The 13,484-nt window shown below is 68.0% G+C and carries 13 protein-coding genes; 4 read left to right on the top strand and 9 right to left on the bottom strand.

The genetic code is table 11. The features are described from left to right. Positions 1 to 13: 13 nt before the first annotated feature. The 4 genes from ACX25U_RS16220 to ACX25U_RS16205 are packed head-to-tail and all read right to left on the bottom strand — an operon-like array spanning position 14 to position 2,899. Entirely contained in the window at positions 14 to 406 is a 393-nt protein-coding gene (locus ACX25U_RS16220) for an ISL3 family transposase (protein ID WP_454394309.1), read from the bottom strand. Positions 407 to 445: 39 nt separating this feature from the next. Then, positions 446 to 1,306, bottom strand: a complete 861-nt coding sequence (locus ACX25U_RS16215) for an IS3 family transposase (protein ID WP_454394307.1) — start codon at positions 1,304 to 1,306, stop codon at positions 446 to 448. 56 nt (positions 1,307 to 1,362) lie between these two features. Continuing rightward, positions 1,363 to 1,674: a transposase gene (locus tag ACX25U_RS16210; RefSeq protein WP_454388940.1), complete on the bottom strand. Its 312-nt coding sequence runs from the start codon at positions 1,672 to 1,674 to the stop codon at positions 1,363 to 1,365. Beyond that, the gene (locus ACX25U_RS16205) at positions 1,637 to 2,899 is read right to left on the bottom strand and encodes an ISL3 family transposase (RefSeq protein WP_454392760.1); all 1,263 of its coding nucleotides are present in this window, start codon (positions 2,897 to 2,899) and stop codon (positions 1,637 to 1,639) included. The genes ACX25U_RS16210 and ACX25U_RS16205 overlap by 38 nt, the downstream gene beginning before the upstream one ends. Positions 2,900 to 3,503: 604 nt before the next feature. Here ACX25U_RS16205 and ACX25U_RS16200 point away from each other — a divergent pair. From ACX25U_RS16200 to ACX25U_RS16190, 3 genes are all read left to right on the top strand, one after another. Beyond that, a complete protein-coding gene (locus ACX25U_RS16200; RefSeq protein ID WP_458633811.1) occupies positions 3,504 to 3,905 on the top strand; it encodes a hypothetical protein in 402 nt (133 codons plus the stop codon). 13 nt (positions 3,906 to 3,918) lie between these two features. Beyond that, positions 3,919 to 6,588 carry a tetratricopeptide repeat protein gene (locus ACX25U_RS16195; RefSeq protein ID WP_454392756.1) on the top strand — a complete coding sequence of 890 codons (2,670 nt, stop codon included), beginning with the start codon at positions 3,919 to 3,921 and terminating at the stop codon, positions 6,586 to 6,588. Between the two features lie 69 nt (positions 6,589 to 6,657). Then, a complete protein-coding gene (locus ACX25U_RS16190; RefSeq protein WP_454392754.1) occupies positions 6,658 to 6,798 on the top strand; it encodes a hypothetical protein in 141 nt (46 codons plus the stop codon). Positions 6,799 to 7,169: 371 nt separating this feature from the next. Here ACX25U_RS16190 and ACX25U_RS16185 read toward each other — a convergent pair whose 3' ends face one another. From ACX25U_RS16185 to ACX25U_RS16175, 3 genes are all read right to left on the bottom strand, one after another. Continuing rightward, complete coding sequence (locus ACX25U_RS16185; RefSeq protein ID WP_454392752.1) at positions 7,170 to 8,345, bottom strand: helix-turn-helix domain-containing protein; 1,176 nt, start codon at positions 8,343 to 8,345, stop codon at positions 7,170 to 7,172. Then, positions 8,335 to 9,129 carry a hypothetical protein gene (locus ACX25U_RS16180; protein WP_454392750.1) on the bottom strand — a complete coding sequence of 265 codons (795 nt, stop codon included), beginning with the start codon at positions 9,127 to 9,129 and terminating at the stop codon, positions 8,335 to 8,337. The genes ACX25U_RS16185 and ACX25U_RS16180 overlap by 11 nt, the downstream gene beginning before the upstream one ends. Positions 9,130 to 9,387: 258 nt before the next feature. Further along, on the bottom strand, positions 9,388 to 10,518 hold the full coding sequence (locus ACX25U_RS16175) for a restriction system modified-DNA reader domain-containing protein (RefSeq protein WP_454392748.1): 1,131 nt from the start codon (positions 10,516 to 10,518) through the stop codon (positions 9,388 to 9,390). 142 nt (positions 10,519 to 10,660) lie between these two features. Between ACX25U_RS16175 and ACX25U_RS16170 the strand changes: the two genes are divergently transcribed. Further along, on the top strand, positions 10,661 to 10,813 hold the full coding sequence (locus tag ACX25U_RS16170; RefSeq protein WP_454392746.1) for a hypothetical protein: 153 nt from the start codon (positions 10,661 to 10,663) through the stop codon (positions 10,811 to 10,813). Positions 10,814 to 10,878: 65 nt separating this feature from the next. On the opposite strand, the gene ACX25U_RS16165 is transcribed toward ACX25U_RS16170, so the two are convergent. Then, a complete protein-coding gene (locus ACX25U_RS16165) occupies positions 10,879 to 12,057 on the bottom strand; it encodes an ankyrin repeat domain-containing protein (protein WP_454392744.1) in 1,179 nt (392 codons plus the stop codon). Continuing rightward, entirely contained in the window at positions 12,054 to 13,169 is a 1,116-nt protein-coding gene (locus tag ACX25U_RS16160; RefSeq protein WP_454392742.1) for a hypothetical protein, read from the bottom strand. The genes ACX25U_RS16165 and ACX25U_RS16160 overlap by 4 nt, the downstream gene beginning before the upstream one ends. Between the last annotated feature and the right edge of the window lie 315 nt (positions 13,170 to 13,484).

The following is a 13,484-nucleotide window of genomic DNA, read 5'->3' as shown; positions in this document are numbered from 1 at the left end:
GCTGTGACGGATATCAGGCGAGCATGGCCCGCTTGCGGAGGAGGGCGAGGCCGGCGCGTCCGTAGGTCTGGCGCTTGAGTAGCTTGATCTTGTTGACGATGCCTTCGACGGGGCCGGAGCTCCAGGGGAGGGTCAGGCCTGCGATGACTGCGTCCCAATCCTTCTCCAGCCCGGACGCGAAGGCGTGCAGGGAGGGCAGGTGGTCGGCCCGAACCTGTTCCACCCACGAGTGCAGGCGTCGGCCGTCGTGCTGGGTCATGATCTCGGCGAAGGCTTGGATGTGGCTGTGCAAGGCGTCGAGTTCGGGGCAGGCCGCCAGGGCGGTCTTCAGCTGCTGCTGCTCTTCGGGCTTCAGGCCGGTGGGGTGCCGCATGATCCAGCCGACGAGTCGGCGGGTCTTGGGCAGGGCCGGCCTGAGCTTCCCCCGCTGTGCGGGAGGTGCTGATCAGCTGGTCAGGAGGGGTTGGCGGGGTTTCAGGTTCACCGGTTCGGCCGTTGCCTGGTTGGCGTAGTGCTTCTCCTCGAACTCGATGGGGCTGAGGTAGCCGAGTCGTTTCTGGATGCGACGGGGGTTGTAGAACCCGTCGACGTACTCGAAGAGCGCCAGGTTCGCCTCGGCCCGGGTGGCGAACACCCGGCCGCGGATGCACTCGGTCTTGATCAGCATCCACAGGTTCTCCGCCAGGGCATTGTCGAACGAGTCCCCGACCGAGCCCATGGACGCCTGAACTCCTGCCCGTAACAAGCGGGTTGTGAGCTTGATGGACGTGTACTGGCAGCCGTGGTCGGCATGATGAATGAGCGTGCCGGGCTCGACCTTGCGGCTGGCCAGGGCGTACTCCAGCGTGGTGAGGACCAGGTCGGCGTCCGCGCGGGCGGAGGTCTCCCAGGCCACCACCCGGCGGGAGAAGGCGTCCCGGATCGCCGACAGCCACAGCGGGCCCTCACCGGTGGGGATCATCGTGAGGTCGGTGACCCACAGCCGGTCGGGCGCCCGGGCCGTGAAGTCGCGCTGCACCAGGTCCGGGGCGGGCGTGGCCGCGGGGTCCCGGCGGGTGAAGCCCTTGCCCCTGCGGCGCGGGCTGATGCCCGTCAGAGCGGCCTGGCGCATCAGGCGCTCGACCCGCTTGCGGCCCACGTGCACGCCCTCCCGCTTGAGGACGGCATGCACCCGCGGAGAGCCGTAGATCCCGCCGGAGTCGGCGTGGATCTGCTTGATCTGCTCGGTCAGCTCCGCGTCCCGCCGGCGCCGTTCGCACGGCTGCTCGGCCGCACGGCGCCAGCGGTAGTAGGTGGAGGAGGCGATGTGCAGTTCCCGGAGGACGGGCTCGACACCGAGGTCACCGCGTTCGGTCAGGAACGTCAGTACCTGCGCCGGGTCGTGTCGAGTTCCTGGGCGAAAAAAGCCGAGGCGGCCCTGAGGATCTCGTTGGCCCGCTTGAGCTGCGTGTTCTCCCTGCGCAGGGCGGCGAGTTCCTCGCGCTCGGCGGTGGTCAGCCGGTCGTCGCGCTCGCCGGCGTCGGCCTCGGCCTGCCGGATCCAGCCGCGCAGGGCCTCGGGATGCACGCCGAGCTCCTCGGCCATGCGGCGGATCACCGGCTTCGGTTCGGCCGCGCGGTACATCCGCACCGCACGCTCACGCAACTCCAGCGGGTACTTTCTGGGAGCAGCCATGGTCTGGGTTCCTCTCATGAGAACCATCCGACCCTCTGTCACCCTCAGCCGCATCCCGGGGGAACCTCAGCCCCGGAGCAGGCAGGCTCCCCCTCACCTGCAGGGTGCGCAGGTAGCGGGTGATCAGCCGGACGTTGCACCGCACGCCGCGTGCAGTGATCTCCCGGTGAAGTGCAGTAGGCGAGTGGCACCCTTCGGCCCAGCGTTGGAGCAAGTACTCGCGCTGCGGGTCCAGTTTGCTCGGGCGGCTCCCGGCGATGTGGCCCAGGAGGTCCTCCGCCTGGCTGGCCCGGGCAAAGGTCTGCACGGTCTTGTGGTTCAGGTGCAGTTCGCGGGCGACCTCCGCGAGCGCCCAGCCCCGGTCGAGCAGGGCGTGGACCTCACGGTGGCGGCGGCGGGTGCGTGCCTCCAGCGCACCCTGGGCCGACAGGGCCTGCGCGGGCAGGTCCTCGATTCCGACCGCATCGGCCGGCGGGCCGGTGCCGGCCTGGGCAGCGTGCTGCAGGCAGCCGCGATGGCGGGCGACGTCCTTTTCCGCGTGCTGGCCCAGGTTGTGCCACAGGTGCCAGCGGTCGGCGACCTGGAGCGCGCTCGGTGCGGCGCGGGTGGCGGCCTCGGCGTAGGCCCCGGCCCGGTCGCGGCAGATGACCCGCACGCCCGGATGGTCCGCCAGCCAGACGGCCAGCGGGTCGGCCTCCCGGCCCGGCAGCAGGCCGAGCACGCGGTGGGTCGCCCCGTCCGCCGGCACCGTGCCGTATACCCCACTCTTGCGCAGGGCGAAGTCGTCCACTCCCAGTACCTCGGGCACCGCCCGGACCGGGTCCGGCAGTGCCATCAGCGATGCGAGCACGGTCACCCGGCTGACGCACACGTGCAGGGCCGCCAGCAGCCTGGCCCCGGCGGAGCCGGCCAGGGCCAGGCCGACTGTCCGCAACACCTCCAACAACGGCGGGGTATAGCGGCTGTAACGCAACGTCAGGCCAGCTACCTGCTCGGCAAAGGTTCGGCGCGGGCATCCAGGCTCATCACAGAACAGCCGCCGCACGCTCAGGTCGATCACCGCCGGGCGGCCCCCGACCGCCACGTCGGCCAGGCGACGCCGGTAACGACTGTGCACCCGCACCGAGACCGTCCCGCAATCCGGACACGGCAACGCCACCCCGTCCCGGGTCCGAGCCACCACCCGCACCTGCCCGCATTCAATGCTCACCCGCTCCACCAGCACCCTCTCCAGGTGGGGGAACACGACGTTCAGCAGTTCGTCACACACCCGGGACGATGGCATCCCGATTACGGACTGTCACCCCATCCCGAAAATCTTGCAAGCCCGGAAAATTCGTTCCCTTCAGTCCCTGTCTATGACGGGCACCCCTTGCTGACCTGCGGCTTTGTCTAGCGGCTGAGGCATGCAGCTTCAGACCCTGTCTGGCTGCGATGGCGGGGCCATCAGCGCCCTTTGCTTCGGCCGCCGCTGACTGAGCGATACTCCGAGCCCGGCCAGTGCGTCTCCAGCACATTAGGACTGCAGCGCCAGATGCCACCGGCCTCGCTGAGCAAGCAAGCAACACGGCCACATCCCAGCGACGTATGCCGCGCCGCGGGCGTGGGCCTGCTCGCTCTCCGTCGGCGCGAAAGCCAGAAGCGCGGTCCCGGCGCAGCCCTCGCACCTTTCGTGGGTGCCCGGGGACTCCGGGTGGTGACCAGCGTTCTTCCTGGGACAGCTTCTGATGTGTGGCGTAGGTTGGCTCTGACGGTCCGTGGGATGTTGTGGCTGGACGTGAAACCGGGGGTCGGGGATGGCGCGTTCGGCGCGGTGGGCGGTCACGGCGGTGGCGGCGACTGCGATGTTCGTGGTGTGTCTGTGGGTGGGCCGGTCGGTGTCGTTCGGATGGATGCCGGAGGCGGAGGCCGACCGGTGGGTGGTGGCGACCGCGTTTGCCACGGTGGTGAGCACAGTGACAGGTGCTGCGGGCGCCTGGTGGGCCGGACGTGAACAGGCTGATCCGTCCCCGTCGCCTGCGGAACGTGTGGTGTCGCAGCAGGTCACAGCCTCCGGCCGGGGGCGGGTGACCCAGGTCGGCGGAAACCAGAACACACCCTTCCTTTCCTCCGCCGATGCAGGTGGCGGGCCGGGACGGGTGGACCAGGACGCGAAGGTCTCCGACGACGCATCGGTCACCCAGGTCGGCGGGGATCAACACACGGGGACGGGAGACGATGAGCGACAGTAACGACCCTGACCGGATGTCCCAGCAGACCACCGCCTCCGGCCAGGCACGGGTGAACCAGGTCGGCAGAGATCAGCACAACGAGTACACCGACAACAGCACAACGGTGTGGGGTGCGGGCCGCGGGCCTGCGCCGCAGGCGCTGGTCGCGCCGCCGGCGGCTGTGGGACTGGTCGGCCGTGACATACCGGCCGGTGAGCTGCTGGACGTGCTCGATCCATCCGGCCCGGGTACGGGTGTGGTGGTGGTGACCGGGCTGGCGGGGATCGGCAAGACCGCCCTGGCCCTGCACGCCGCCCACCAGGCTCGCGCCCGCGGCTGGTTTGGCGGCGGCACGCTGTTCGTGCACTTACGCGGCTACGACCAGACCGGACCGGTAGGCGGCGATCAGGCGCTGCAGGCGCTGCTGCGGGCCCTGGGCATCCGTGACGACGACCTGCCCCCGACAGCAGGGGAACAGCAGGGCCTGTACCGGTCGGAGCTGGCCCGCCGTGCCCAGGACGGGCCGGTCCTGATCGTCGCCGACGATGCCTCCACCACCGCCCAGCTACTGCCCCTGATCCCGGCGCAGCCTGAGCACCGGCTGCTGGCCACCTCCCGTGACGCCCTGACCGGTCCCGGCTTCCCGGCCCGCCTGATCGGGCTGAGCCAGCTGGAAACCGGGTCGGCGGCTGACCTGATCACCGACGCTCTCGTCCGGACCCGGCCCGACGACCCCCGCCCCCGCCAAGAGTCCCAGGCCCTGCAGGAGGTGGCCGCACACTGCGGGGGTCTGCCGCTGGCGCTGACCATCGCCGCGTCCCAACTCACCTCGGATCCCGGGCTGCCCATCGCGGACCTGTCCGCCGGTCTCGCCGACGCCCGAACCCGTCTGGAAGCCCTCCGCTACGAGGACCGTGACGGGCGGCCCCTGGGGGTGCAGGCCGCCTTCGAGTTGTCCTACCGGCGCCTGGACGATCAGCCTGCGCGGCGGTTTCGGCTGCTGTCCCTCAACCCCGGCCCAGATGTGTCCACCGACACCGCCGCCATCCTCACCGACGAGCCAGTCCGCACCGCCCGGCAGGACCTGGCCGCCCTGGCCCGGGCCGGGCTGATCAACGAACAGCCCGTCGGCTCCAACCGATGGCGCATGCATGACCTGACCCGCCTGTACGCCGACGAACTGTGCCGGCGCCACGACGACGGCACCCTTCGGCAGCAGGCCCTCAAACGCATCCTGGAGTACTACCGCGCCACCACCAACGCCGCAGACAAACACCTGCGCGCTCTGCCCGGGCAGACTGTCCCCGAAGGCTTCCTCGACCGCACCGCGGCCCTGGCCTGGCTGGACGCCGAACGCCCCAACCTCACCGCCGCACTACCTCTCGCCGCTGCCACTGGCCACCCCGACAAGGCGCTGTCCCTGGCCGCATGCCTGACCTTCTACCTGCGCCAGCGCCGTTACTTCCACGATGCCCTCGCCGCTGGACAACACGCCCTCACCACTGCACGTGAGCTCGGCGACCGCCACCGTGAGGGTACGGCGCTGACCTACCTCGGGGGTGCTTTGCGGGAGGTGCGGCGATTTGAGGAGGCCATCGACGCTGACACGCAGGCCGTCGCCATCTACCACGAGCTCGACGACCGCCACGGCGAAGCCGGGGCGCTGAACAACCTCGGCAACGCCTTGCGGGAGGTGCGGCGATTTGAGGAGGCCATCGACGCTGACACGCAGGCCGTCGCCATCTACCACGAGCTCGACGACCGCCACGGCGAAGCCGGGGCGCTGAACAACCTCGGCAACGCCTTGCAGGGGGTGCGGCGGTTCGAGGAGGCCATCGACGCTGACACGCAGGCCGTCGCCATCTACCACGAGCTCGACGACCGCCACGGCGAAGCCGGGGCGCTGAACAACCTCGGCAACGCCTTGCGGGAGGTGCGGCGATTTGAGGAGGCCATCGACGCTGACACGCAGGCCGTCGCCATCTACCGCGAGACCGACGACCGCCACGGCGAAGGCCTAGCGCTGTGTAACCTCGGCATCGCTTTGATGGGGGTGCGGCGGTTCGAGGAGGCCATCGACGCCCTCACCCAAGACCTGGCGATCTGCCGCGAGCTCGACGACCGCTACGGCGAAGCCGGGGCGCTGAACAGCCTCGGCATCGCCTTGCGGGAGGTGCGGCGGTTCGAGGAGGCCATCGACGCCGACACGCAGGCCGCCGACATCTACCGCGAGCTCGACGACCGCTACGGCGAAGCCGGGGCGCTGAACAGCCTCGGCATCGCCTTGCAGGGGGTGCGGCGGTTCGAGGAGGCCATCGACGCCCACACCCAGGCCGCCGACATCTACCGCGAGCTCGACGACCGCCACGGCGAAGGCCAGGCCCTGAACAACCTCGGCATCGCCTTGCGGGAGGCGCGGCGGTTCGAGGAGGCCATCGACGCCCTCACCCAGGCCGCCGCCATCTACCGCGAGCTTGGCAACCGCCACGGCGAAGCCGGGGCGCTGAACAGCCTCGGCAACGCTTTGATGGGGGTGCGGCGGTTCGAGGAGGCCATCGACGCCCTCACCCAGGCCGCCGCCATCTTCCGCGAGACCGACGACCGCCACAGCGAAGGCATTACGCTAAGCAACCTCGGCAACGCTCAGGGCGAGATGCGGCAATCTCGTGGGCTGCGGGCACTATGGCGAAGATTCACACGCTGAATGCGAGCAGCCTCGCCACAGGGCAACGCGATCGCGGCTCATGACAGATCCGTTACTGAGATACTGAGCATGACCATCACTCACTACTTCTGCAGGTCGTACGCCCTCGCCCCGCTCAGGGCTCACCTGGACCAGCAGTGGGGCTCGGGCAACTTGGAAACAGCCGTCCGTGGCACAAAAATCGTTGAGGAGCCGGCACCGAAGGAGTAGACGAAGCGCCTGCTGTCGGCCGAGGCGACGGGATCGATGCCTGGGCGTCAATCAGCGGCGCGTTCGCCTCCGGGTAGGGATCCAGCCGCAGATAGGCCGCGGGCCTCCGGTCCGGCATCACCCGGCGTCACGATATGTCGACAACCTTGATGCTTAACCGGAAAATCAACCACAGGTTGCGTTTTGTCGCTCTCAGGCGGAAAAACGCAACCTGTAGTTGATTTCCTGTGTCGCTTGATCAGGGCTACCGAAGCTGCCTGCCCACGGTCGGGCGAACGGCACGAACCTCACCCATGCAAGTTCGGCGGCTCACCCGTCCGCGGCCAGCCGAAGGCGCGCAACCATGCTCCACTGGGGTCTCGCCAGCAGGATCAACCTGGCTCTTCAACTAGTTCCAGAGCAGGCCGGGGATCTGCCTGGTTGAGGAGGTCCAGGACTGCCTGCTGCGGCCAGCGCAACTCCTCGGCGAGCCGCCTCGGCGTAACGCCTTTCCTCTGCACCATCTCGACGGCTCGTTGAAGCAGTACCGGAACTTCGCCGGGAAAACCCCGCACTGGTGTAAGAGGTAGGAGACTTTGTGCTCGTAGCGCCTTGAGACGCTTCCAGGCACGGCTGCTGGCCGCATCGCTGTGAAGGCCCAGCTCGCGGCACCGTACGAGCAGGGAGTCCAGAGAGACGCCCCAGGTCTGCTGCAGCCGGCCGAGGGCGGTGAAATCGACGCGGATTGGCAAATGCGGGGCAACCGCGTGGGCAGGTGTGAGGAATTCGGCCGCGAACGCATCGGCCTGTCGCTCGTGTTGAACGTCGCCCGGGTGGGCCTCACCGTGCAGGAGCAGGTGGCCGAGTTCGTGGGCGCAGCTGAACCGGTGGCGGTAGACGTCGTCTCGCTCGTCGTTGAGGACGATCACCGGTCGAGGAAGTCTGGAGGTGGAGAAGGCATCCAGTCTGCGGCTGTCGGGGTTGATGTACGGGAGGATCGCGACCACGATGCCCCGCGACTCCAGCAGACGTACGAGATGCGGGATGGGCCCGTCTCCGAGGTTCCAGCGGGCTCGCAGGGCGCGGGCGGCCAGGGTCGGATCGGTGGGCAGATCGGGGACGGTCTCGCCGCCGTCCCAGCCGGGCAGGTCAACGGCTGGCAGCCGCACGTACTCCTCGAGGGCGTGAGTGAACTCCCACAGGCGCTCGGTGAAGGCCAGGGCCCGTTCTCGTTCACGGGCCGGCGTCGAGCGCAGGGATCGAAAGTGCACGGCCGCTGTGTCAAGCGCGGCATGCGGTCGGCCGGCGGTGAAGAAGGCGCTGGGCATGCCCAGCGCCTCAGCGAGGCGCCGGACTTGCTCGGGTCGAGGTCGGATGGCTCCGGCTTCGTATTGGCCGACGGCTGCTGGCGTGACATCGATCTTGGCGGCCAGTTCCTTTTTCGTCCAGCCAGCCAGACGTCGCGCCTGGGTCAGGCGGGTGCCGTCGAATGTGGCGGACACCGACGAGGAGACGTCCAGCGGCAGGACGGGAGCCAGCGTGAGTGACGGGTGGTGCTTAGTGCTCATTGCCCTCGTTTGCGGTACTGTCCGCGTCCTCTAGGTCGATAACGGGTTCGGCGCCGGTGCCGAAGCTGGGGCCGACAGGAGCAAGCGGGGCCACCGGCGACAGGCCGGTGCCGCCTTCGTTGGCGTCAGTGATCGGCAGGGCTTCGATCCAGTCCCAGGTGACCGCGCCGGACGGGTCGAGTGTGGCCTCGCCGACGTAGCACCTCAGCAGGCCACCCTTGCGGTTGCTGGCGTAGGCCAAGAGCAGCATGGTGGGCTGTGCAGGGAGTTCTTCGAGGTTTTCTTCCAGTTCGTCGATGGCCCACTCTGGACCTTCGACTCCCTCGCTGATCCTCAAGGCTGTCTGCACTTGGGGGGCGAGCCGGCCGTAGGCGGCAAACATTTCCTGCCGGATCTGCGAGGTCCGCACCCTCATCTCTCGTACGTCGGTCGTGGCGTCGTCTGCGTAGCACACCGGGTACAACACCACGCCGCCAACCGCGAGCATGAACGTGCTCTGAACGCGCAGGGGCTTGGCGTCGGGCAGGTTCTGCAGGGCTTTCTTGTCCTTGAGCGCGGCGATGCAGAACCGCCACCGGTTGGTGCCGAAGGTGTGCCCGTCGCTCCACCTGCTGAACTTGTAGGCGTCGACGGCTTCCTGGTTTCCCGTCCGAAGCGCCCACACCACGTGGCGACGTACCAGCGGCGCGCTAGAACCGACTAACTCGTCAAACCGGGAACCATGCAGCGGCAACCTGGCCACCCCCCCTAGAGCGAAGATCACTTTACCTTCTGCCACGATCATGGTTGCGCACTTTAGTTTCCGCGTCAATCTGTCATGCCGGAACGGTTGGAGACGTGCCAGCCCTGATGTCGGGCTGGAGATCACCTCTGGCCGTCCGTCACGCCGGTCGTGCTTGCGCTGACGGTTGGGGTTGTCTTCTGGGCTGGCGTTCTGACTGGCGCCGCTCGCCGTGGCGGAGGCTCGGCGGCTCCGGACAACTGGCCAGTCACCAGACGGTCAAAGTGCGAAGCGCGAGGACATCGCTCAGGGACAGGACTCTCACTGGTCCCGCTGAGCGTTGACCACCCGACGTCGTAGTGCCTTCAGGGATACTTCGTCACCGCAGACCGGGTCCGTGATACGCCAGAAGTCCCACCCATCGGTGGACAACGTGGACTCGGGGGTATGGCGGCCTCTGACGTGGAGCTTGACCGCTCGTCCGGCAGCTGATGGCGAGCCGTAAACCTTCTCCTGGTAGCGGATCTGACCAGAGGGCATCACGGTGGCGGTGTGGCGTTGCCCCATATAGTCACCGTGCAAGGTCGCCCCGGGGGTCACCCTGCCGGCGGCCATCATTTCCTCGAAGCCCACATTCCTCTCATCTTCGCTGACCGTTATCTTCCGCGATCTCGTCGCAGGTGGTTGCCCCGAGGCCCGAGATTTGGGAATGGAGGGTTCGGCTGGCCGGGGTGCGGGAACCGGTGCCGCCGGAGGGGCGGACCCCGTTGGAGCGACCCCGGCGCGGGGGAAGTCAAAGGTGGCGCGTACCCGTTGCAGGCTCGCCCGGAGGTCCGCGTGGGGCAGCTTCGGCACGCGCTTGGCGAGCAGAGCGATAAGCTCTCTGGGAGGCTCACCTGAGGCGAACAAGTCATTGAGGGCGCGGTTGATCTCGCGGTCGACGAAGAAGCTGCGCCACAACTCCTGGATGCGGTTGTCGCGCATGTTGTCCTTGCTCAGCAAGGACAACAGCTCGAAGGCAGCGTCGACGTCGTCAGCGATCCGCACGGTGCGGAAGAGCTTGTGCTCGACCGGAACCGGAGCATGAGCGTTGTACACGCGCCATTCCGCCCCGTTGGTCAGCGCAACCCATTCCACACCCGCGACTGCTGCGTAGCTGATCGTCTGGTTCGCCCAGCGCGGGTCGTCGAGGTTCTCCCCGATCGCCTTCGCTTCGATGAACAGCCGGGGCATGCGCATGAGGATCAGTGCGTAGTCGACGGGGTTGTCGGTCGTCCGCCGTCGGTATTCGCGGTGCACCTCCTCGGGGTCCAGCACGTCCCAGCCCAGGGCGGCGATCACTGGTTCGATGAGGCCGGCTTTCGTGTTCTGCTCGCCCACCCGGCGTCCGAGGCTGCGGTAACGGCCCAGCCGATCAACGCACTGCTTCAGTGTGTCCAACAGGTCGTTCACGCGCTGCTCCCCGTCCTCACGCCCATGCGGCACCTTTGGCAGCCTAGTGCTGTGACCGGCAGGGTTCACGGGGTCGGCGTTCGCCGGGTACAAATGGCCGGAGCGAGAGACGACTGCGGTCGGCAGCCGTGACGTGGGGTTTGTGCAGCGCATCGCTGTAGAGCCGCATTTCACGGGCTCCTCGGTCAAGGTGCTGCCAGAAGGTGAGCGGCAGGTTGAGGGCGTCACCGAGAACGACGAGACAGTCGAAGGCGAGTCCCAACTCGTTGTGATCCAGGAACTCAACCGTCGCTGAGAGGTCGATACTCCAGCACGACCGCGACGAGTCGGGCCACGTTCAGCTCATGCCGTTAGGAGTTCTCAACGGCTGAGTTGCCGGTTGAGTTCTTCAAGCAGGTCGGTGATCTCTAGCCGGCTGGTGCCGGACGGCATGCTGCGCGTGGTGCCGTAGGCAAGCTCGACCAAAGCCGAGCGCGCGGTCGCGAGTTCGTCTGAGGTGACATCCAGCTGATACCACGATGCATTGGTCGCTTGGACGATGTCCTCGCGCAGCCGCACGGCAACGGCCCGCGCTGTCTCGACGTCCGTGCCGGTCCGGCACTCCCACTCGTCGTCGCCGAGGCCGTCGAGGGCAATGTCGATGACGCTCGCTAGCAGGTGAAACATCCGCGGATCGCTGGCGAGGCGAACGCGGGTCGGGGTGAGCCGGACGATGGTGCGAGCGATCGGCACGTCGTCTAGACCAGCGTGCCGTTCGCCCAGCATGAACTGAACGTTCTGGCGCTGCCAGCCGCGGGCAAGGTGCAGCGCGGTCATGCCGTCGGCGCTGGCGGTGTCAGTGACGGCACCGGCCAGCAGAAGGGCGGCGATGACCCGTTGTTCGTTGCGTTCCACCGCGTGCATCAATGCCGTTCGTCCCTGCCGGTCGCGGGCTTCCACATCGGCGCCGGCCTGCAGGAGCACGTCCATCGCGGCGTGATCGCCTCGCCGGGCGGCTATGACGATTGCTGGTGTCTCGTCGGAGCGCCGTTGGTTGGCGTCTGCTCCGTGCGCGAGGAGAAGGCGCAGTGCGGCTGGCGCAACAGGGCGCATGACCGCAGTGATAAGAGGTGCCTCGTCGTCCGGACCCGGGGCCGCCCCCGCTTCCAGCAGCACCCGCAGCGCGGCAAGAGCCGCCGGCCTCGGGCGAAACGCTGTGTAGGACACGGCCTCGGTCAGCACATTCGACCTGGTGGCGGGCTCCGCCGCGAGAGCTCCGTGGGCGACGAGGGACTGCACCACCTTCACGTGTGCCTCAAGCACGGCGGCGCGCAGCGGTGACGCGGTGTAGGGGTCGGCGGGCCCAACGCGGGCGCCAGCGTCCATCAGCAGATGCACGATCCCCAGCCAGCCGCTGCGCGCAGCCTCGGCCAGCACCGACCCTCGGAACCGACCAACCGCCACGTTCGGGTCCGCACCGTCGGCCAGTGCCTGCCCAACGGCCACCTCGTCACCGGCCCGCACTGCCTCGACCAGACGCTGATCGACAGCAGAGTTCATTGGTCATCACCACCCGTCAGGTCAGTGAACGCTCGCAGGTGCAGCCGCGCTGCCACGTTGCTGGTGAACCAGGCGAAGAATGCGCTGCCCGAGTCGAGGCCCGCGCGAACCGTGTCACACCAGTCCTGCCTGTTGAGTAGCGCGAGGTACTGCTGCACGATGCGGTCACGTTGTTCGGCGGTGCCCCCGCCTCGTCCCGGGGCCTTATCCGCCAGGTGGTCGACGATGATCGCGGCGTCGACGTATCTGTCCACGGTCGGTGCCTGCCGACCAAGATGAGCCGCATGTGCGGCGAGCACGATGGGCGCTGGCGGATAGTGCTCCAGGGTCATGCCCATGCCGCCACAATCCGCCATGATCTTCAGTAGTCGACCCGTGTGATCGACCAGGTCATCATCGACTTCAGTGCCCACGATCGCTTCGTGCAGGTGAGCTGCGGTGGCGACCTGGCCGGCGAAGTAGCCGTTGAGGAAGTCGCCGTCGCAGGCATGGCGCAGCAGCCACCGACGGGACTCGAACGTCGTGTGTCGGCAGAGTGCCTCGATGACGTAGACCCGGCCCCAGCCGGTAACTCGCTTGGCGAGCCACAACAACGCTCGTTCGTCGCTGCGACGTCGCAGCGCATCCGCGACCAACGCACCGAACTGGTCCGACAGCAGGCCGATGGTCTGGATCAGCGGGATGTCTTCCTCCGCCCAGTCCGTGGCGAGCAGTGCAAGGCCGACGGTGGCAGAGCATCGATCCGTGCTGTGCCGCACGAGCCACCGGCCGGTCTGTCGCACCCGCTGCCTGTCCGCGCGCAGCGCCGCAGCAGCGATGTGCTCGTTCCGGTGGAACGGGACGTCGACGTCATGGAACGCATCGGCGAGTTGACTGGGTGGTGCATCGGCCGTGGCGAAGTGCGCGTCAAGGATGACGGCAACTTCAGCGCCCCTGAGCCGCTGATCTTTCGGCGTGCGGGGCCGTTGCCGTCGACGGTGGCGCTCGTCGTCCGGATAGGGCTTACCGTCCCGCGGCAGGGCACCGCCAGGATCCTGCCGATGCAAACGCAGAGCGTGTTCGAACAAGGTCGTCCGGGATCCGAGCGAACCACGCTCGGTCGTCACGCTCACCGGCGGACGGTGGACTCGATTCTCTCGATCATGCTAGGGATGATGCCAGCCCAGCTCCACCGAGGCAATTGACTTCTCCTCCCCGGCGTCACCCGCCGCCGGCAACGAAAACCCGGGCCGCTGCCCAGGACGGCGAGATCCCCAAGCCGCGCCGGCTGCGGGACCGCCCGATCTTCCAGGGCGCCGCTCCCTCTCAGAGGCCGGTCCACGTCGTCCTGCGCTCAACAGTTCGCACTTTCGTCTGGTTGAACGGCCGCCGCCGCTACGAACGCAAGCCTGAGCACTTGCCCGCGTGGAAGGACGCGGACGCGCCGA

It is taken from the genome of Streptomyces sp. JNUCC 63, assembly GCF_054366325.1.
This window is presented reverse-complemented; position numbering and strand designations above follow the sequence as displayed.